This window comes from Shinella sp. OV683, assembly GCF_057787725.1.
In genome coordinates this window covers 2135612-2155670 of sequence record NZ_CM173543.1, presented here as the reverse complement: position 1 = coordinate 2155670, position 20059 = coordinate 2135612, and the positions used below count along the sequence as shown (strand labels likewise).

Annotated in this window: 15 protein-coding genes; 7 read left to right on the top strand and 8 right to left on the bottom strand. The window is 59.7% G+C overall.

All coding sequences use genetic code 11. The annotated features are described in order from the left end of the window. Positions 1 to 49: 49 nt before the first annotated feature. Positions 50 to 1663 carry an extracellular solute-binding protein gene (locus ACXHRN_RS10280; protein ID WP_488641216.1) on the bottom strand — a complete coding sequence of 538 codons (1614 nt, stop codon included), beginning with the start codon at positions 1661 to 1663 and terminating at the stop codon, positions 50 to 52. 289 nt (positions 1664 to 1952) lie between these two features. On the opposite strand from ACXHRN_RS10280, the gene ACXHRN_RS10275 reads away from it, so the two are divergent. From ACXHRN_RS10275 to ACXHRN_RS10255, 5 genes are all read left to right on the top strand, one after another. Further along, a complete protein-coding gene (locus ACXHRN_RS10275) occupies positions 1953 to 2960 on the top strand; it encodes a LacI family DNA-binding transcriptional regulator (protein ID WP_488641215.1) in 1008 nt (335 codons plus the stop codon). A 373-nt stretch (positions 2961 to 3333) separates the two neighbouring features. Further along, positions 3334 to 3582: a hypothetical protein gene (locus tag ACXHRN_RS10270; RefSeq protein ID WP_488641214.1), complete on the top strand. Its 249-nt coding sequence runs from the start codon at positions 3334 to 3336 to the stop codon at positions 3580 to 3582. A 193-nt stretch (positions 3583 to 3775) separates the two neighbouring features. Next, complete coding sequence (locus ACXHRN_RS10265) at positions 3776 to 4972, top strand: polysaccharide biosynthesis/export family protein (RefSeq protein WP_488641213.1); 1197 nt, start codon at positions 3776 to 3778, stop codon at positions 4970 to 4972. A 100-nt stretch (positions 4973 to 5072) separates the two neighbouring features. Further along, complete coding sequence (locus ACXHRN_RS10260) at positions 5073 to 5765, top strand: hypothetical protein (protein ID WP_488641212.1); 693 nt, start codon at positions 5073 to 5075, stop codon at positions 5763 to 5765. 155 nt (positions 5766 to 5920) lie between these two features. Beyond that, positions 5921 to 6622, top strand: coding sequence for a hypothetical protein (locus ACXHRN_RS10255; RefSeq protein ID WP_488641211.1), 702 nt, complete (start codon positions 5921 to 5923; stop codon positions 6620 to 6622). A gap of 133 nt (positions 6623 to 6755) precedes the next feature. On the opposite strand, the gene ACXHRN_RS10250 is transcribed toward ACXHRN_RS10255, so the two are convergent. Next, a complete protein-coding gene (locus ACXHRN_RS10250) occupies positions 6756 to 7121 on the bottom strand; it encodes an Hpt domain-containing protein (protein WP_488641210.1) in 366 nt (121 codons plus the stop codon). Positions 7122 to 7562: 441 nt separating this feature from the next. Here ACXHRN_RS10250 and ACXHRN_RS10245 point away from each other — a divergent pair, with 441 nt between their 5' ends. Next, positions 7563 to 13970 (top strand): apolipoprotein A-IV repeat region-like domain-containing protein, encoded by a 6408-nt coding sequence (locus ACXHRN_RS10245; protein ID WP_488641209.1) that lies wholly within the window; start codon positions 7563 to 7565, stop codon positions 13968 to 13970. A 68-nt stretch (positions 13971 to 14038) separates the two neighbouring features. On the opposite strand, the gene ACXHRN_RS10240 is transcribed toward ACXHRN_RS10245, so the two are convergent. Further along, positions 14039 to 14458, bottom strand: coding sequence for a DUF6220 domain-containing protein (locus ACXHRN_RS10240; RefSeq protein WP_488641208.1), 420 nt, complete (start codon positions 14456 to 14458; stop codon positions 14039 to 14041). A 2-nt stretch (positions 14459 to 14460) separates the two neighbouring features. Continuing rightward, a complete protein-coding gene (locus ACXHRN_RS10235; RefSeq protein WP_488641207.1) occupies positions 14461 to 15042 on the bottom strand; it encodes an NAD(P)H-dependent oxidoreductase in 582 nt (193 codons plus the stop codon). An 84-nt stretch (positions 15043 to 15126) separates the two neighbouring features. Between ACXHRN_RS10235 and ACXHRN_RS10230 the strand changes: the two genes are divergently transcribed. Continuing rightward, positions 15127 to 16023, top strand: a complete 897-nt coding sequence (locus ACXHRN_RS10230; RefSeq protein WP_488641206.1) for a LysR family transcriptional regulator — start codon at positions 15127 to 15129, stop codon at positions 16021 to 16023. Positions 16024 to 16026: 3 nt separating this feature from the next. Here the strand turns inward: ACXHRN_RS10230 and ACXHRN_RS10225 are convergent, their stop codons facing one another. The 4 genes from ACXHRN_RS10225 to ACXHRN_RS10210 are packed head-to-tail and all read right to left on the bottom strand — an operon-like array spanning position 16027 to position 20020. Beyond that, positions 16027 to 16602: an ABC-type transport auxiliary lipoprotein family protein gene (locus ACXHRN_RS10225; protein WP_488641205.1), complete on the bottom strand. Its 576-nt coding sequence runs from the start codon at positions 16600 to 16602 to the stop codon at positions 16027 to 16029. Positions 16603 to 16643: 41 nt separating this feature from the next. After that, positions 16644 to 18014: an MlaD family protein gene (locus tag ACXHRN_RS10220; RefSeq protein ID WP_488641204.1), complete on the bottom strand. Its 1371-nt coding sequence runs from the start codon at positions 18012 to 18014 to the stop codon at positions 16644 to 16646. A gap of 48 nt (positions 18015 to 18062) precedes the next feature. Continuing rightward, a complete protein-coding gene (locus ACXHRN_RS10215; RefSeq protein ID WP_488641203.1) occupies positions 18063 to 18869 on the bottom strand; it encodes an ABC transporter ATP-binding protein in 807 nt (268 codons plus the stop codon). 8 nt (positions 18870 to 18877) lie between these two features. Further along, positions 18878 to 20020 carry an MlaE family ABC transporter permease gene (locus ACXHRN_RS10210; protein ID WP_488641202.1) on the bottom strand — a complete coding sequence of 381 codons (1143 nt, stop codon included), beginning with the start codon at positions 20018 to 20020 and terminating at the stop codon, positions 18878 to 18880. Positions 20021 to 20059 lie beyond the last annotated feature (39 nt).

Here is a 20059-nt window from a genome sequence, read left to right as displayed (position 1 = left end):
AAGGCGCAAGAGAGGGCGGCGAACCGCCCTCTCCGTCTCGAACAAGCAATCAGGCTATCGGATCGGCAAGCGTTGGCCAGGCCGCCTTGTTGGCCTTGATCGCCTCGATCAGCTTGTCTTCACCGGTACGGCGCGCAATGCGCTTCCACTGCTTCTCGGTGTCGGCCATCGCCTGTTCCGGCGTCTTGGACTTGGTCAGCGCCGCAACGAGGTTTTCGTCGAGCGCGTTGTGGAATGCAGTCGCGCCGGGATAGTTGATCGTCGGCACAGTGCGCGCCACGCTCTCCTTGACGATATCCATGTGGTAGGCGTGGTAGGTCTCGCGCACCAATGGATCGGCAAAGTTGGCCAGCTGGAATGGGTCGAAATAGCCGCCCGGATTGGCCGTCATCCACGAATAGATGCGGCTGGAGCCAAGCCACTGCAGCAGCAGGTAGCAGACTTCCGGATGCTTGCTCTGCGACGAGATCGAGGCCGAAAGGTTCAGCCACAGCACAGTGCGGCGGATCAGCTTGCCATCGATTTCGCGGCCCGGCGGCAGCATCGAGCCGATCTTGCCGGTGACCTTGGAGCCTTCATTGCCCTTGTTGTCGAGGAACTTCGGCAGGTTGGAGAAGGCGCAGGTCATAGCCGCGCCGCCGCCGGCAAAGTTGCCATATTGCTCCGGCCAACCCCAGGAAATCGCATCCGGTGAGTGGTGCGCCAACGATTCCACATATTCGAGCGTGGCGGCATAGCCGGCATCCGAATTGATCAGCGCATTGCCGCTTTCATCGAACAGGAATTGGTTGGGATTGCCCATCGAAACGAAGCGCTGATACCAGTTGGTATAGCCCCAACCCTGATTGCGCAGGTCGGTCGAACCGAACAGCCCCTTATCCGGGCGCTGGAAGAAAGCTGCGATATCGGCGTGCTGTTTCCAGGTTGTCGGCGGCGCAAGCTCATAGCCGTGTTTGTCGGAAAACGCCCTTTTTTCGTTCTCGTCATTGAAGAGATCGGTGCGGTAGTTCCATGTTTGAAAATCACCATCCAGTGACACGCCATAGGTATGGCCGCGATACTGGTTGAGCAGCGAAACGCCGGCCGCGCCACCGACATAGCCGCGCTCAGGATCGTCCCATTCCGGCTTGTGACTGGCGACGAAATCATCGAGTTGAACGATGCCGCCGGTTTCGGCGAGGTCGCCCAGTCGGTTCCATTCGACAGCGTAGATGTCATAGGCGCCGCTCTTGGTCGAGATATCCTGCATGGTCTTGGTGAATTCCTGACCATTCGGAACGCCGACGATTTCCAGCTTGATGCCGGTTTCTTTCTCCCACAGGTCCTTGATCGAAGGCGCACCCTTCGGAAAAGGCTGGGTCAGCTGGCCGATCGAGCCATCGGAAAGGCCGAGCACGATCTTCTCTGGGGCCTTACCCGATGCCTTCAAGCTCTTGGCTGCCTCGATCGCCCGCCCCTCGGGCGTGTCGGCACCATATTGATAGCGTTCTGCACCATCGAAGCCGGTCGGACCGCCGATCATGCCGGATGCAAGCGCATCAGCAGCACGGGCGCGGCTCGGACGGATGAACTGCGGCGCGATGCCGATCGCGGCGGTGACGCCGGCCAGTTTCGTGGTCGTGGAAAGAAAGCCACGACGTGACACTTCTAATTTATTGGACATATCAAACCTCCCTCACGCTGGACCTCCATCCGAGCGCGTGAGGCACATTGATTTATCAATTACTTGATGTCAACGTCATATTACATCAATAAATCACCCACAAACACATCTATTTAAATCAATCAGATGGAAATTGTGCTGCATCGCAACAAATGCTCAGAATCCGGAAGATATCCTGATGCATTTTGATTGGGTTATCGGAATATGCGGAATCTCGCACAGTTTCATGTTGCATCCGCGTGGCCTTCGAATACATCATTTCAAATCATTCGAATGAAGGGAATCACGTGTGCGTTCGACACTGATTGACATAGCCCGGGAGTCGGGCGTCTCGACCGCGACCGTAGACCGGGTGCTCAACAATCGCTCGGGCGTCAGCGGACGTACCCGCACCATCGTGCTCGATACAGCCAAGCGCCTCGGCTATTTCGGCCATAGCTCGCAGTCGTCGGACAAGATCCGTCTCGACTTCGTGCTTCCGTCAGGCACCAATTCCTTCATCGTCAACCTGAAGAACCAGCTCGATCGCCAATGCGCGGCGCAAGAGATCATCGAGTACAACATCCACGCGGTCGAAGGCTTTAATCCGATCTCGCTGGCACAGAAGCTGATCGAATTGAAGGACACGACCCAGGGGGTCGCGCTCATCGCCCAGGACCATCCGGCCGTGCGCGAGGCCATGCGGACACTATATGATTCAGGCGTCAAGGTGGTCACGCTGGTTTCCGACATCCTGCACGTCTCCCGAACCGGCTATGTCGGCATCGACAATCGCGCCGCCGGCCGCCTCGGTGGCTATCTGCTCGGCAGGCTGCTGACATCGAAAGAGCCGCGCAAGATCGCCCTGTTTGCCGGCTCGCTGTCCTATCGCGGCCACGAAGAGCGCGAGATGGGTTTTCGCCACATCATCTCCGAAGAGTTTCCACATCTCGAAGTCGTCGAACTTCGTGAAATCCGCGACGACCGCAGCCGCGCCTACGAAGAGGCCGCGGCACTGCTCAAACGCCATCCGGATCTGGCCGGCATCTATAATATCGGTGGCGGCAATTCCGGTATCGGCCAGGCCATCAACGAAGCCGGCAAGCAGAAGTCCATCATCTTCATTGGCCACGAACTCACCGACAACTCCAAAACGCTGCTCTTGTCCGGCACCATGGACGCGGTCATCGACCAGAACCCGCGCGTCGAGGCGCGCGAGGCGATCTCGATGCTGACCCACGCCATCCTCGAAAAATCCTTTGAATATCACGCGCCGAGGCTACAGGTTGTGTTCCGCGAAAACATCCCGGAATTCTGACTTTCTCGCACTTGCAGCATATTCTCCGCCTATTATTCCGCATGATCGGCGCGGCTGTGTACTTTTGAAACAAGTTGAAAGATTCGCGGAGCACACCGGATCAATTCATCCGCCAAGCGCCAGCGATCCCAACGAGCAATCCCCTAATAAAGAAAAATGCGAATTATCAACAGATTGAATAATTCTCAAATCCACTGAGATTAGCCTCGAAATCGAACATCTCGTACGGAAAGCTCTCAATTGCGGGCAGAATCTCCCGATCACAGGACGGAAAAACACCTCCCCGAATGTACAATTTCGTTATTGCACTGCCAAATTCAGTTGAACATTGCCGGTTAACGCTTTATGACGGACTGACCCAAGAGGATACACCATGCAGCGCAAAACCGCAGAGACGCCCGATCATGAGCCCTCCGCCACGCGATCCGCGGAAGACGAAGCGATCAATGCAAAGCTGGTCGGCATCATCAAAGCCAACGCAGTGAGGCTGGACGCAGAACCGGCGACATATCCGCGTGACAGGAAGCTGGGTTATTTTGAGGCAGGTCGGGCATTCATCGGACTGCTCGGCTTGATGTTTGCTGCCTATATCTACAGCCTGTTGGTCAAAAAAGAAGCATAGTTGCGCCGCGGTGAGAGCTCGCCAAATATCCGAGTGACAAATCAGCAACATTGATTCAGTAAGTGTGCCGGTGGGGGAACGTTAACCATTCTTATCTGTCGCTCATGACATGAGCATGTGCAAAAAATTCAAGAACGGCAAAGACTATTCAGCGCTAGACTGACTTGCCGAAGTAGTAAATTAGGGACATCTCATGCAAGGTATCAAAGTAGCGCACTGGTCGGCGACGTTCATCATCGTCGCCAGCTTGAGTTCTTGCACGGCCTTGCCGGCAGCGGGTCCTGGACACCGGGCGATCACCGAGGGCGCCACGACGAGACTGGCATCGACCGCCAAGTCGGTTGGCATCAGCTACGCACTGGTCGATGTCAACAAGCACATCGCCAGCATTTTTGATTACACCGTCATCAATTCGCTCGATAAGGGCTTCGGCGGTGGTCGCGGCCCTGCGCCCGATATTCCGCTTGGCATCGGCGACGTCATCCAGGTCACCATCTTTGAGGCGCAGGCTGGCGGCTTGTTCATTCCTGATGATGCAGGCAGCCGTCCCGGCAACTACATCACCCTGCCATCGCAGACTATCGATCATGAAGGCATGATCAATGTTCCCTACGCCGGCCCTGTAAAGGCCGCAGGTCGTCCGGTCTCGGACGTTCAGGACGATATTCAGAAACGGCTGGCCAACCGCGCCATCGAGCCGCAGGTCGTGATCACCACGACACTCAGCCGCTCTAGCAACGTGTCGATCCTCGGGGATGTCAACACACCGGCCCAGCTCGAAGTCTCCCCGGCCGGGGAGCGAGTGCTTGATGTCATTGCCCGCGCAGGCGGCCTGAACGCCCCGGGCTACGAAACATATGTCACGGTGGAACGGAAGAGCCGCCAGGCGACGGTGCTTTTCCGCACCCTCGTCGATAATCCCAAGGAAAACATCTTCGTCCGGCCGGGTGACACCATCTACGTCAACCGCGAGCGTCGCACTTACCTGCTGTTCGGCGCGAGCCAGCAGGCCGGGCGTGTGGATTTCGAAGACTCGAACCTGACGATGGGCGAAGCGATCGCCAAGGGCGGCGGGCTTCTCGATGCACGCGCAGATCCGTCGCAGGTCTTCCTGTATCGTGAGGTCGATCGCAAGACGCTCGCCGAAGCGGGCGTCGATGTGTCGAAGTACCAGGGCGACGTGATTCCCACGGTGTTCAAGGCCGATCTGCGTGATCCTGCAATCTTCTTTGCAATCCAGCAATTCAAGATGAAGGATAAGGATATTATCTATGTCTCAAATGCTGATGCAGTCGAATTGACGAAGTTCTTGTCGATCATCAATGATGTCTCGGATACAGCCGCAAATATTCCGTCAAACGCGGTGACAACCAAGAATTCAGTCGACTGACTCAACAATTAACCTCGATCATAGACTTTCACGACTTTGATCTTGTCTAGTGCACCGCACCATGTTAATGGCTTGTTAAGTTTAAATTCGGGGAAGTAACGTGCTGACAAAGTCTAGCATTCGCAAAATCTGGGCCACCACTGTCATCGGCGCAGTTGTGGGTTGTGGAAGTATTGCGCTGGCTGAAGAAAAGCCGGCTGCCGCTACACCAGCCAAGACCGACCAATCTTGCCTCGTGGCCCCTGCAAAGCTCGGCGACAAGGAAGTACAAGACTTCATGGCCGCTCCTGCAAAGCTGCTCACGGACAATCCGGCTGGCGGCTTGCCGATGTCCAATCGGGTGCGCGAGCTCGCGGGTTCTTCCAGCGGCGCCATGGATCAGCTTATCGGCCTGACCAAATCAGCCAATGATGGCCAGAAGTCGGCAATCGCGGCGGGTCTTGCGCGCGCCGTATCGGCTTGTGGCACGGTCAATCCGGATTACGCCTCGGTGATCCAGAATGCAGTGGCCGGACTGGGCGATCCAGCCCTTATCGCCGCCTTCGCTCAAGCGACCAATGATATCAAGGTGGCCGCTGTGGGCGCACCTGGTGCGTCATCCTTCGCAGGTGGCGGCGCTACGGGCGTGGGTGGCGTCAGCAAGCAATCCGGCGATAATTCCTACAAGTATTCCAGCGAAGGTGGTGTCGACACCAGCTCCGGCAGCTACGACATCGGTAGCGCCAATTCGGTTTCTGGCCAGGACACCGTGACGACGACCATCATCAGCACGGTCACGACGACCGGCGGCTGAGCCAGACCGCTGATTGACGATTAGAACGCTGGGGCCGAAAGGCGTCAGCGTTTTTATTTGACCGGGGCCCAAATCTCGCCTCGCATCGCCGAGAACAAACCCTTCCACCAGCTTCCATTTACAGTCCCGCCAACTTCCTTCCGGATAACGCGCAGATGCCCCTGCTCCGCATAGCCAGCATTTTGCTCTTTGCGGCAATGGCCGTCTACGGCGCGATGCTCAGCACGACCAATTTCGGTCAGGCGAGGTTGCGAAACATGTCCGAAGACTTGATCATGCGTCGCAACCTGACCGCGACGCAGGTGCACGATGCGGCAGCATCCCCCGAAATCGACGTTGCTGTGTGGAGCTGCCGCAGCGACCTGCTCGACGAGGCCCTGTCCGTTGCCCTGGCTGATCTCAATCAGGTCAATCAGGTCGCCGATTACGGCGAGTGGGCCAAGACGCATGGACGGAGCCAGAAATTCCTCCAGGGAATGCTGCGCTGCCTGCCCATGAACGGCAACGCCTGGATCCGCGATGCGATGGTGTCGAGGGCCATTGCCGAAGATCCCGCGGAGCTGAAGAACAAGCTTGAGCTTGCAAGCCAGCTTGTGCCGTTCGAGCGCCAGCTGATCGTTGCGCGGCTTTCCCTGTGGAAGCAGCTTTCGCCGCGGGCGCTCGCCATCTGCGTGCCGCTTATGCAGGGCGATATCCTCTCGGTTCTTCGCTATGGAACCGATCCCGTCGTCAAGACGCTGTCGGTCGGAGCGCCGGACGGATTCGCGAGCGTTGTTCTAGCCGAACTCGAAAGCGTTGGAAAAGACCGGCGCACCGTGTTGGATCTTCTGCTCGGCACCGCGGCACAGGCAAACTAAAATCGATTGGATTTTGGGCCTCGGCAGATGTTTCCATAGCACGCGAAGCACTGAATTGAACGGGGCAAGATTGCCCCGCAATATCATCGATGACCCTACGCTTGTCCCAGGCGGGTCATCGGACGTCCATTCCTCAGCGCGAAAGCTTCAGGATAAAGTTCTCGGCTTCGATCACCGCAGCACCGAGCTGGGCGATATGGCCCGCATCGACATGGACCTCGACCTGTTCGGCAGCGTTGGAGACATTGAAGGCGCCGATGGCCAGAGCGGCCCCCTTCAGCTTGTGGGCGGTCTTGCAGACCGTGTCATATTCACCTGTGGCAAGTTCGCTCATGCAACTGCGGGCCTGCTTGGCAAATGTGTGCAACACTTCGAGTTCGAGATCCTTGTCACCGGATGTCTGCTGGGCGAGATGGACGAGGTCGATCGGGCAGTGTTTGGAAGGTGAAGCGCCGCTGTAATTGTCGGGAGCTTCGAACGCGATACTCAAGGCAGCCATTGTTTTTCCCTGTTTATGTTTGATTGTGACACAGGCCAATTTCATTTCGCCGCCCATTGTCGCAACGCCGCTTGGATGAATGCTTAATTGCGGCAATTTCGCGGAAGGAAAACTCGAACTATGGTTAATCCACTCTAAATGAATAATTTCGTTCGATTTTTTTGCAGGGGGTACTAAAATACTCGTTAATAAATCGTATACGGTTTATCCAAGGCATGCCCATGTGATTGTATCAAAACGGCTTCTGTGCCACTACGTTACGTGGATTATTGCGGCCCTTTTTAACCAAGGGGCACGAAATGCCAGCCGAAATGCGCCCCGTTGTCGATCCGTAGCGGGTTAAGTGTCATGATCGGCCCTATAGTGCATGGCCTTGAAATCACTGATGTCCGGCGTTTTCGGATCCGGTTCCAGGGCAAGTAAGCGATGAGGCGAAACGGGATGACGATCAAGTCGGAAAAAGACGTGGTGGCAGAGAACGCATACAAAGCGCTCGAAGAGGCCCTTGCCATCGATTTCCAGGATGACCGCCCGCCGGAGGCAAATTTGTCAGATGTAGCCAACCAGACACCCCGGAAATCCGGCAATGATCCTGCCCGTCCGGCCGCAAACCGCGCAGACGAGATCGCGCGTGCACTTTCGCCGGAACCGGGTCCGAAGTCGCCTTCGCACAAGCCCGCCAACGACCAGAACCCTGCCCAGGCCACACAGGCGCTGCGCGGATTCGAGATGCAGCGCTCCGGCTCGCCGTTCAGGATTGCCACGATTGCGTCGGTCCTCTGGGTGCTGCTGGGAATCGGTGCTGCCCACCTGCTCTATTCGCCGGCCATCTGGCAGATCCGTTCACTGCAGGATTTTGCAGCCGTGCCCGGCGCGCTCGGCCTGATCATTGGCATCATCTTCCCCATCCTGATCTTCTACGCCTTCGCCAACATGATCGCCCGCGCCCAGGAACTCCGGCACGCCGCGCGCTCGATGGCTGAAGTCGCATTGCGTCTCGCCGAACCTGAAAACGCTGCAGCGGAACGCATCATGTCGGTCGGCCAGGCCGTGCGCCGCGAAGTCACCGCCATGAACGAAGGCATCGAGCGGACTATCGCCCGCGCCTCCGAACTCGAAACGCTCGTGCATTCCGAAGTCAACGCGCTCGAGCGCAGCTATACCGACAACGAACTGCGCGTGCGCAGCCTGGTGCAGGAACTCGGTTCCGAGCGCGAAGCCATCATAGGCCATGCCGAACGCGTCCGCTCCTCGATCTCCAGCGCCCGCGACCAGTTCAAGGAAGATCTGGCCGCCGCCAGCACCAACATTTCCAGGAACATCGCAACCTCGGGCGAAGCCGTCGCCCAGATGATCGACACCCAGGCCGCGATCATCATGCAAAAGACCGGCAATGCGGCCGACTCGCTTAATGTCATCCTGACCGGCAAGACCGAAACCTTGCTCACCAACCTCAACGAGACCGGCCTGACGCTGGCCGAGGAATTCGACACTCGCATCGAAGCGCTGGGCTCGGCGCTTGGCGATCGCGGCCGTTCGCTGCTGTCCGAATTCGAGACCCGCGCGTCGGTGCTCGATGCCAACACCGAAAAGCTCAATGCCGCCCTGCAGGAACGCACCCGCCAGCTCAACGAGACGCTGATTGCACGCACCCGCCAGATCAACGAGTCGCTGACAACGGGCGCCCAGACCGTCACCTCCAGCCTGGACGACGTGCTGCGCACGCTTAATGCCTCGCTCGACGAAAAGGGCGCAAGCTTCCGCCAGTCGCTCAAGTCCACGGCTGATGAAGCGATCATGGATCTCGACCTGCGTTCGGGCTTCTTCGACGAAAAGCTGCGGTCGTCTGTGGATCTGGTCTCCAGCGCCTTCGATGGGCGTCTCGAGGAGTTTGCCGATGCCTTCGACAAGCGCTCGGGTTCGCTGGACGTCAAGCTTTCCGAGAGCCTGGCTCGCATCAACCATTCGCTCGGCAGCGGCAAGGACGCGCTCGACGGCATCCTCAGCTCTTCGCTCGAACGCCTCGCAGGCGCTTTCACCGGCCAGTCTCTCGCCTTGGAAACGGCGCTGGGCACAGGCCAGGAACTCATCGAAATGTCGCTGGAATCCAAGGTCGGCGACATCACCCAGGTGATTTCGGAAGCCAACCAGAAACTGGACAGCGGCTTCGGCACCAAGGCGGAGGAACTTGCAGCACGGATTACCGAGCGCACCAACGCCATCACCACAGCCGTGACCGACGGCCATGAGAAGATGGCCGCTCTGCTTGACGAGCGCTCAACCGGCATCACCGCGGCCTTCGAGGAAACCCATCGCCGCATGGACGGGACGATCACCGCCGGCCAGCAGGCGATCACCTCGCTGCTTGACGAAAAGTCGTCAGCCTTCGAAAGCGCCTTTGCGACCAGTACGTCGCGCCTGGAAACGGCCGTTGGCGGTGGCCACGAGAAAATCGCTTCGTTGCTCGACGAAAAAGCGACTTCTATAGAGGCGGCATTTGCCGATAACCATCAGCGTCTTGAAACCGCGATTTCGCGCGGCACTGAAATCATCACCGGCAATGTCGACGATGCGCGTACCCGCCTCGCCCGCACGCTCGGCGAAAACGCTATTACCATCGCCGCGACCTATGGCGAGCACCAGAAGCTGCTGGACGATTCCTTGCAGGAACGCTCTGCCGCCATGGCCGACATTATCAACCGCGGTGCAAGCCATATCGAGCAGGCCACTAGCGATGCCACGCGCAACATTGCCGAAACCCTGAGCTCGACCGTCAAGGAAATCGATAGCGCGCTCGAAAACGGCAGCGCCGACCTTTCCATGCAGTTCGCGACAACCCACGAGATGATCCGCGCGACGCTCGAAGATCGCACCAACGCCATTACCATTGCGCTCGAAGAGGGCCGCAAGCATATCGACGACACGCTCGCCGACCAGGCAACCACGATTGGCACCAGCATCGCCATGGGCGCAAGCATGCTGGAAATGTCCTTCGAGGAAGGCGAAAACCGCATTCGCGACACTGTCGAGAAGAACACTCGTACGATCAGCGATACAATCGACAATGCCTCCATCGGCCTGAATGACACGATTGCCAATGCGTCGTCCGGCCTGAGCGGGGCGATCGCCAGCCACACTTCAGCGCTGTCGAGCGCGATGACGCAGAGTGCCACCGAGCTCGAAGAGAGCGCCACGCGCTTTGCCGACAAGATTGAAAGCCGCGAGAAGAACCTGCGCCAAGTGCTTGATGCGACCGCTGATTCTCTCGACGGGCGGATGCAAGCGAGCGCGCTGGCCTTCGCCGGCGGTTCGAAGAAGCTCGAAACGATCCTCACAGAACGTGAAGCCAGCCTGGTGACAGCCATCAACGACATGGCGCAGACCCTGGACGACCGCCTGCTGGGTACTGCGAGCGGCATCAGCATCGGCATCGAGGCTACGCACGACGCACTGCGCAAGACACTCTCCGACAACGCGCTGACGATCGACGAGACGGCAGCAAAGCTGGTAGCCCAGATTTCCGCCCATCGCGATGCTCTGCACGAGACGATCGATGCCAGTGGCGCCTCGCTCGACGAACGCCTGCAGAGCGGCGCGGCAAGCATGCTGTCCAACATCATGACGCTGGACATGCAGCTGGAAGAACGCGAGGAGGCCCTCAAGGCTGCGATCGCGGCCAGCGCTGCCGAACTCGAACAGGCGCTGTCCAGCAGCACCGGCGTGCTGGCGGAGCGCTTCGGCGGCACCGCAAGTGAGATCGCCCGCGCCGCCGACGTGTTCTCGAACCGTATTGACGGCACATTGATCTCGGTCACCCAGCGCTTCGACGAAACGGGCGGGCGCATCCTTACCAGCTTCGACAAGCTCGAAACCGGCATCCACAACGACGCCGGCAAGTTTGCAGAAGCCATCGACACAGCGGGCCTCAAGCTGCAGGGCCTGATGGAATCGCAGATCCAGACCTTCGACCAGGTCACCGACGCAAGCACAGCCAAGATCGCCGAGACATTCGATACGCGCACCGCACGCGTCGAGGAGCGGCTCTCTACCATGGACCGCGCACTGACCATCGGCCTCGACAATGTCTCCAAGACAATTGACGGCAAGGCTTCCGGTCTTGCCTCGACATTGCGCAATGCCGTCGTCGAAACTTCACAGACCATCGATGCCGACGCCGCCCGGATCGTCGAGACGATCGCGACGAAGGGCATGGAGTATGCCGACGAGATGGCTTCACGCAGCGCCGGCTTCTCGACCAAGCTCGCGACCGAAGCCGAGCAGTTCTCGGCCAAGCTCGTATCCGATGCCGACGCCTTCACCTCCGGCCTTGCAGAAAAGGCCGAAGGCTTCACCGGCAAGATCGATCAGAATGCCACCGAGTTCCTCAGCCGCGTCGAGGAAACATCCGGTCGCGTCTCCGAAGAAGCCACAGCGATCCGCACGCAGCTGGATGCCGCCGACAAGGCTCTGGCTGCCCGCAACGCGGAAATTCGCGCCAATTTCGACATGGCAGACCAGGCTCTCGGCGCCCGCAGCGAGGAAATCCGCAGCAATTTCGATATGGCCGACAAGGCTCTCGTCGCTCGCACCGAGGACATTCGCGCCAGCTTCGAGACTGCAGACAAGGCACTCAATGCCAGGACCGAGTACCTTCGCGCCAACTTCGACAATGCCGACAAGGCGCTCGTTGCGCGCAATGAAGAAATCCGCAGCAACTTCGATGCCGCCGAAAAGGCGCTCGCCGCCCGCAACGAAACGATCAAGTCGGTGCTGGACGAGCGGACCCGCGAGCTCAACTCTGTTCTCGCTGCCCGCTCTGCGGAACTGTCGAAGATCATCGATGAGAAGGCTCGGCCGGCAGCCGATGCCTTGACCGACCTCGGCCGTGATGCGGCACTGCGCATCAGCCAGGCCGTTCAGGAGAGCACCAACGCATTGCAGGCCGAGAACACGGCGTTGATCAGCGCCATCGCCTCGCGGACGGAAGAAACCGCCAAGGCCATCGGCAATTCCGAACAGTCGCTGAAATCCACCGTCATGGAATTGATCGGCGCGCTCGACCAAAGCAATGCTGGCCTCCAGAAGCTGGTGGCCGACACCGGCACCAACCTCGGCTCGGTCGATCAGGCACTGAGCGCGACTGCTGACCGGTTCGCAGACACGGCAGCTCGGGCCGCCGATTCCGTCAGCGCCTCGACCCGCCTGCTAGACGGCAACGCAGACCGCCTGACCGCGGTATCCAACGATACGCTCTCGCAGATCGGCGGCATCGTCAACCGCTTCGACGACCATTCCAAGGTCCTGGGCCAAGCGTCCGAACTGCTTTCGGCAGCGCAGTCCAACCTTGTGTCGACACTCGAGGAGCGCGAAGACGCGCTGCAGACACTCGCAGTCGGCCTGGTGAACCGCTCGGAAGACATCGAAAACACCATGCGTTCGCTCGCCGGCCTTGTCGAGGCAGCCTTCGACCGCGCCGAACAGCGTTCCGGCCAAGTGTCCACCAACCTGCGCGGCGGCGTCCAGACCGCCTTCTCGGAAATCGGCAAGATCCTGTCGGAGACCGAAAAGCGCGCCACCGACATGGCCGACGTCATCAAGACATCTGTCACATCAGCCGTGGAAGAAGCATCCGGCTCCGTCGAAGTCTCGCTCAGCAAGGCCAACGAGCGCGCTGAGGACATGGCCAGCCGCCTGCGCGGCGGTGTCTCCTCCTCGCTCGCCGATGTCGACCGGCTGCTGGGCGAAACCGGCAAGCGCTCGATCGCCACGGCCAGCCAACTCCGCGATGCCCTAAAGGACGCGATCGAAGAGGCCGTCGGCCGCTTCGCCGGCGCCACCGACGAAATCCGCCGCACTGCCGGCGAGATCCGCAAGGAACTCACCGACACCCGCGCCGAACTGAAGCGCAGCGCCTTCGACCTCCCGGAAGAGGCCAAGGAAAACGCCGCCCAGATGCGCCGCGCGGTGGCCGAACAGGTCAAGGCACTGCAGGAACTCTCCGGCATCATCGGCGTCTCCGCTGCCCATCTCGAAACGCCGAAGGCCGCTGTCCGGCAGGAAATGGCTGCCGCCGCAGTTGCCCGCCCTGAGCCGGAAGTGATGCAGGTGCAGCAGCGCCAGGCAGAACCGATCGTCGCGCGCGAGCCTACGATCGTGGAGCGTCGTCCTGAGCCGGTGGCCCGGGTTGACCAGCCCCGCCGCGAAGAACCGCGCAGGGTCGAGGAGCCACGCCGCGCCGAGGAAAATCGTCGTGCCGAAGACGTGCGCCGCGCCGAACCGATCATCCGCCCGGCGGAAGCTTCCGGCCTTCGCGGCAGCCTGGGTGTAGAACGCCGTGAACCTGCCAAGGCAGCCATCGTCCCGTCGTCCGAACCGGCCCCACGCCGCGAGGAAGGCCAGGGCTGGATCAGCGACCTGCTGCGCAGCGCCTCGCGTGACGAGGAAGAGCAGGAGCCGCGAGCCAACCCCTCGGCAACCGCCCGCCCCGACAGCCGCAACCCGCGCCATGTCGTCGAATCGCTGAATTCGCTGTCGGTGGATATCGCCCGCGCCATCGATCACGACGCCTCTGTCGATCTCTGGCGGCGCTACCAGCGCGGCGAACGCGACGTCTTCACCCGCCGGCTTTATACGCTGAAGGGCCAGCAGACCTTCGACGAGATCAAGCGCAAATACGACCGCGAGCCGGAATTTCGCACTGCCGTCGATCGCTACATCAACGATTTCGAAAAGCTGCTCGCCGATGTCAGCCGCAACGATCGCGACAAATCGCTGACGCAGAGCTACCTGACCTCGGACACCGGCAAGGTCTATACGATGCTGGCCCACGCCGCCGGCCGCTTCTCCTAAGGGAAAGCAGCCGCGAGAATGCAGAAAGGGCCGCTGTTTCAGCGGCCCTTTTCATTTCTATCGTCTCCTCAGCCTACATTCGCAAGTGCCGATGCCTGGCCACGGCGACGTTCTATCTTGGCAAGCAACACAAGGCTGGCGATCAGCAACAGGCCCGCATTGAGCGGATGCAACGACAGGCCGAGTGGTGCAGCGCCTGCTGCGAGCGCCACTTGACCCAGGTAGAGGGCGAAGACCAAGCCCGCCCACCAGCCAAAGCCACTCAGCCGCGGCAGGATCAGTGAGCCGGCCAGCAGCACCAGGACAGGCACCGACAGGCTGCCGCCAAGTGCGCCGTGCGCGCCCCAGAATTTGCTGTCGCGGAACAGGGCCTGTCCGGCCAGCAGGAACTGGACGAGGATGCCGGCGGGCAGGACCCGGCCCGAAAGCGTGAACCACCAGGGAGTGCCGGCAGCGAGATCGCGAAAGGTGTCGTGCGCTTTCTGCATGATCAAGCCTCCCGGACCGCAGGCAGCGAGGCGATGGAGAGCGGCAGCCTCCGCAGCTGATCGGCATAGTCGCGCGCCACCACGGCCAGTTCGTCCTGCGAAAGCTTGTCGGCACGATAGACCACGAAATGCGGCTCCCAGTTCAGCCCGCAGCGATGCGACGTGGCCATCAGTGGCGCGAGCAACGCCGTCATGGTGAACGCATTCTGGCCGCCGGGCTGATAGGCTTCAGGCACATTGCCGGCGGTGACAGCAACCATCAGCGACTTGCCATAAAGCGCCCGCCCCTCCGTGTCCGGGTGGATGTAGAACATCCTTGTCAGCACGGCGTTCTGCCAGGCCTGGACCAACGGCGTGGCCGAATACCATTGAATCGGAAACTGCAGCACGATGTGGTCATACGCAATCAGGCGCTCCGCTTCCCTGCCGCCATCGCGAAACATGTCGATCTTGCCATCAGGATATTCAGCCTGGACGTTGACGACATCGACACCATCCAGCTTGGCGGCTTCAGCCGCAAGCGCAGCATTGGCATTGGACTTTGAGAGGTCGGGGTGAAATGCGAGGATCAGTGTCTTGGTCATTTCCAGTCTCCATTTTCGATGAAGACAGGATGTGGAAATCTGATACATTACTCCAATCGATTAATGGTATATCCGATTATTGACATGACGAATTTAAGGGCCATCGACCTCAACCTGCTGGTCATCCTAGATGCGCTGCTCGACGAGGCCCACGTCAGCCATGCCGCCGATCGGCTGGGCCTGTCGCAACCGGCAGCATCGGCTGCGCTGCAACGATGCCGTTACCTGTTTCGCGACGAGTTGCTGGAGCGCGGGCGCGGCACGATGTATCTGACGGCGCGTGCGGAAGCCTTGCGTGCGCCGCTGAAATCGCTGCTCGCCGATATCGTGGAGCTGATAGATCCTCCGGAGATCCCGCTCAGCGAACTTCGCCAGACCCTGCGGCTGACGACATCGGACTATCCTGCCCTGGTCATCCTCGGCCCATTATTACAGGAACTGCGGGCCACAGCGCCCGGCATCGATATCGTCATACAGCCTTGGCATGGCGCAGACGCCGCGCAAGCTGCGTTGATCGACGGCAGCAGCGATCTCGCCATTTCGCTCTTTCCCCGCGACCACGAGGAACTGCGACGCGAGTTGCTGCTCGATGAAACCTATCGCGTCGCCATGCGTCGCGGGCATCCAGCGGCCGAAGGCTTTAATCTCGATGCTTGGCTCGCCTATCCGCACATAATCGTATCGGGGCGCGGTGACGTGAGAAGTCCGCTCGACGCTGACTTGGCGACCCGCGGCCTGACGCGGCGGGTAGGCCTGGTTGTTCCGACGTTCCAGATGGTGCCTGAACTGCTCGAACAATCCGAGATGATCGCCATGCTGCCATCGCACTGCTTTCCGGCCTCGGCTGGAGAACACCTGGCAGTGTTCGAGCCGCCCATTCCGGTGGAGGGTTTTCCTCTGCATCTCGCCTGGCATCGTCGTCGCGACAATGACGCAGGTCTGCGGCACGTCGCCGGGATCCTTACTGCAATCCTCAAATAGCGGTCAGATCGACTTCAAGGTCCAGCCGACGATATCGGTCGTCACCTCAGAGAAGGCGGCATCCAGCCCGGCGACGAAGCTAGGATTATCCGAACCGCTGACCGGCACATCGGCGGAAAACACCCGCTGCGCCCTCACTGTGCCATTGCGGTCGTTGAGGATTTTTACGGAAATCTCGACATGGGCGTGCGAGCCGCCGCTCGCCTGGATTTCGAAGGCCCTTATATCACCGACGACCTGGTAGTCGATCGCCAATCCCTCGCCCGGCCTGCCAACGCCGCCGAGCTTGCCGGAATTCTCGAATGCTTCCACGAGCTTCGACTGTACCATCTTCGGCAACCGGTCGCTCCAGCGCGCCTTGCCGAGATACTGGATCTCGGCCGGCGTGACGCGGATAACGATTTGCTCGGAATCAAGCGCCTTGAGCGCAGTCGGCTCGGGGATCAGGATCTGCCTGCCCTTCGCCGATGGACCGGCGACCTCATGGGTCGAAGACAGTGCAAACGTATCGCTCGTCGCCTTGCCGCCGCCGCAGCCGGACAATGCTGCGAGCGCGACAAATATGGTTGCGGCGCGCATGCGGCGCCCTGTTGCTGCTGCCCCCATAGACCCCCGCACCATCAACGCCTCACGCGTCCGTCAAATTGTTTTACTTCATCACCGCCGAACAGCAACCGCTGCGGATCGCTATCGAGCCGTGTAATCGCCCGATCGAGGTTGTTCATCGTCCTACGAGTATCATCCACCAGCGCCTGCACATTCTTGAGACCAGAGCCGGAGAACCGGGCGAGATTGTCGGCGATCGGCCCGATCTTCGCATTCAGCGTATCGGCGACCTGCTTGAACGACTTCATCGTCGCGCGCGCATCGGCAAACAGCGAGGAAGAGTCGCCCGTTCCCAGGAAACTGTCCACCTTGGCAAGCACGCCGTCCACCCGTGTCGAGGCCTTGTTGAGCTTTGCCGACATCTCGGAGATGTTGCTGATCGTCTTGTCGATATCGTCGCGGCGCTTGTTAACGTCTTCCGATATGCCCTTGAAATTGTTGATCGCCGTGCGCGCGTCAGACACCGCTGCCCGTATGTCGGTCAGTGAACCCTGCACCTTCTCAGGGTCGATCGATGCCATCAGCTTGTCGATATTGTCGAGCGCCTTGTTGGCCTTTTCGCCAACCGTCTTGTAGGTGGCAAGTGTCTCGTTGGCGTTCTTGATCGTGGTGGTGATATCACCCGAAGCTGCGGCAAAATCAGCGCTGACCTTTTCGGCATTGGCCAGGATGGTATCGATCTTCTTGGGATCGACTGACTTGATCAGATTGTCCACCGACGCCAGCGTCGAATCCAGCCGGCCGGAGAGGTTTTTCACCGTACCCGAAAGCGAGCTCACCGCCTTCAGGAATTCATCGATGCCATTGGCGTTCTTCTGCAGCGCGTCGGAAAAGACTTCCGCATTGGAAATGGTCTTGGTCAGCGGCGCTCGGTTGTCTTTCACAAATCCCGCGATGTCCACCAGCGCCTTGTCGGTTTTGTTGAGGATTTCGCTCGCGGTCGCGACGATGTTGGTTACGCCGGATTGCCGCGCCTCGAGCATTGCCACCTCGCCCTTCTTGGCGGCCGTTACCAGGATTGGCTCGTCCTTGGGATTGCCGCCCGTCAGCTCGATATAGGCCGCACCGGTGAGGCCCTGGATTTCCAGCACCGCCTGCGTGGTCGGATAGACCGGGGAATCCGAACGTATTTCAGCCACGGCCAACGAGTAATCCGGCCGTTGGCGGTCGAAATCGAGCGCGCGCACCGAGCCGATCGGGATGCCGTTGAAGCGCACCGGCGAGCCGACGCTCAAGCCGTTTGCCGAGCCGGGAATGCGGACAACCATCCGCTCCATCTTGCCCTCGCGGCCATAGGCGGACATCCAGTAGACGAAGCCGAAAGCAAGCAGCATCACCGCGACGGTGAAGAAGCCGACAATTGCGTAATTTGCCTTGGTTTCCATCAATGAGACCGCTTCACGTTCGCGTCTTGCCGCGTCCTGATACTGTTCTTATGCATTTGCGACAAATCCAGGAATGGAACGAGCTCGCTTTCCCCGGAAATAGGACTGAACCCATTCATCCGGGCAATCAAGCATATCTTTGATCGTACCCTCCACCAATACACGCTTTTTGCCGAGCACTGCAATTCGGTCACACACCGAAAATAGACTGTCGAGATCATGGGTTACCATGTAAACGGTCAGCCCCAGCGTATCGCGCAGCTTGGCAATCAGCTGGTCGAATTCTGCCGCACCAATGGGGTCAAGGCCTGACGTGGGCTCATCGAGAAATACCAGTGCCGGATCCAGCGCCAAAGCGCGCGCCAGCGCCGCCCGCTTGATCATGCCGCCGGACAGTTCGGACGGGAACTTGTCACCCGCCTCCGGCGCCAGCCCGACAAGTTCGATCTTCAGGCGCGCCAACTCGTCCATCAAGCCCTGCGGCATGTCGAGATATTCGCGCATCGGAAACTGGATGTTTTCCTTCACCGTCAGCGCCGAAAACAGCGCGCCGTGCTGGAAGAGCACGCCGAGCTTCATGTCCAGTTTGTAGCGCTCGTCGGCGGGCATGCTGTCATAGTCCGCGCCCAGCATCTCTATGGTGCCGCCGCGTCGTGGCAAAAGTCGCAACACTGTGCGCATCAGCACCGACTTGCCTGTACCGGACGCACCCACAAAGCCAAGGATTTCCCCACGGTAGATGTCGAGGTTGAGGTTTTCGAGGACGATATTGTCGCCAAAGCCCACGGTCACGTCCTTAACGGACAGCACCACCTCGCGGCTCCCTTGGGCATTTTCTTTGGCTTCAACGATCATCCATCACCCTAAAAATCGATTGCCGCGTAGAAGATGGCAAACAAGCCATCCACGAGGATGACGACGAAAATCGCCTTGACCACCGAAGCCGTCACCTGCCGGCCAAGCGATTCAGCACTGCCGCCGACCTTCATGCCTTCGACAGCAGCAACGATGCCGATGATCACCGCCATGAAAGGCGCCTTGAGCAGGCCTGACACCACCGTTGACAGGTCGATCGCCTGCTGCAGGCGGCCGAGAAACACCTGGAACGTAATACCTGAATATAGATTGGCGACGACAGCTGCTCCGCCAAGGGCTGCGAAGTTGGAAATGATCGAAAGTAGCGGCAGGGCAATGGTCAATGCCAGCAATCGTGGGAAGACCAGCACACCAACGGGGTTGAGCCCCATGACCTGCAGCGCATCGATTTCCTCGCGCATCTTCATCGAGCCGATTTCAGCCGTGATCGCGCTGCCGGAACGGCCCGCCACCATGATCGCGGTCAGAAGAACCCCAATCTCGCGCAATTGCAGGATGCCGACAAGATCGACGACGAACACCTCTGCGCCGAAATAGCGAAGCTGGAACGCGCCCTGCTGGGCAATGATCGCCCCGATCAGGAACGACATCAGCGCAATGATCGGCACGGCATTGACGCCCATATGCTCGAGCTGGGTAAACACTGCTGCCGGCGAAAGGCCGCTGCCCCGCCCGAGCTTCAGCTGCGCCCCGCGCACCGCCGATCCGATAATGCTCAACGCACTCATCGCATCGTCGGCCAGGTCTGCGACCAGCCTACCCACCGGCGAGAAAATGCGATCGAACAGAGTGCGCTTCTTCTTGATGACTTCCGGTACGGGTAAACTGTCGGGCAACGCCGAAATCAGTTCTGTCATTCCCGGTCGCGCATCGCTGACCGAAAGATCGGAATGCGTCTTCTGCAGTGCCGTCAGCAACCGCCGGATGATCCAGGCGCCACCCGTATCCAGGCTGGTGATACCGCTGAGGTCAACTTTTGCAGAGCCGGAGACTTGAGCCTGTTCCAGCTCCTTCATCTGCTTGTCGATTGCCGAGATAGTCGTGCTGAGCCACGCGCCGGTCATCCGGACCATCAGTCCGCTGCCGGGATAATCAATACTCAGGCCGGCGGTCTCTGCCGAATCCGGCATTTGGCGGTTCCTTTGTGCTGGACGTGGCGGCGCCAGCCA

Excerpts from the sequence above, each read along its gene's own strand:
- ACXHRN_RS10280 (WP_488641216.1), bottom strand. The coding sequence starts at position 1,663 with ATGTCCAATAAATTAGAAGTGTCACGTCGTGGCTTTCTTTCCACGACC.
- ACXHRN_RS10270 (WP_488641214.1), top strand. The coding sequence starts at position 3,334 with ATGCAGCGCAAAACCGCAGAGACGCCCGATCATGAGCCCTCCGCCACG.
- ACXHRN_RS10265 (WP_488641213.1), top strand. The coding sequence starts at position 3,776 with ATGCAAGGTATCAAAGTAGCGCACTGGTCGGCGACGTTCATCATCGTC.
- ACXHRN_RS10255 (WP_488641211.1), top strand. The coding sequence starts at position 5,921 with ATGCCCCTGCTCCGCATAGCCAGCATTTTGCTCTTTGCGGCAATGGCC.
- ACXHRN_RS10250 (WP_488641210.1), bottom strand. The coding sequence starts at position 7,121 with ATGGCTGCCTTGAGTATCGCGTTCGAAGCTCCCGACAATTACAGCGGC.
- ACXHRN_RS10245 (WP_488641209.1), top strand. The coding sequence starts at position 7,563 with ATGACGATCAAGTCGGAAAAAGACGTGGTGGCAGAGAACGCATACAAA.
- ACXHRN_RS10240 (WP_488641208.1), bottom strand. The coding sequence starts at position 14,458 with ATGCAGAAAGCGCACGACACCTTTCGCGATCTCGCTGCCGGCACTCCC.
- ACXHRN_RS10235 (WP_488641207.1), bottom strand. The coding sequence starts at position 15,042 with ATGACCAAGACACTGATCCTCGCATTTCACCCCGACCTCTCAAAGTCC.
- ACXHRN_RS10230 (WP_488641206.1), top strand. The coding sequence starts at position 15,127 with ATGACGAATTTAAGGGCCATCGACCTCAACCTGCTGGTCATCCTAGAT.
- ACXHRN_RS10225 (WP_488641205.1), bottom strand. The coding sequence starts at position 16,602 with ATGCGCGCCGCAACCATATTTGTCGCGCTCGCAGCATTGTCCGGCTGC.
- ACXHRN_RS10220 (WP_488641204.1), bottom strand. The coding sequence starts at position 18,014 with ATGGAAACCAAGGCAAATTACGCAATTGTCGGCTTCTTCACCGTCGCG.
- ACXHRN_RS10215 (WP_488641203.1), bottom strand. The coding sequence starts at position 18,869 with ATGATCGTTGAAGCCAAAGAAAATGCCCAAGGGAGCCGCGAGGTGGTG.
- ACXHRN_RS10210 (WP_488641202.1), bottom strand. The coding sequence starts at position 20,020 with ATGCCGGATTCGGCAGAGACCGCCGGCCTGAGTATTGATTATCCCGGC.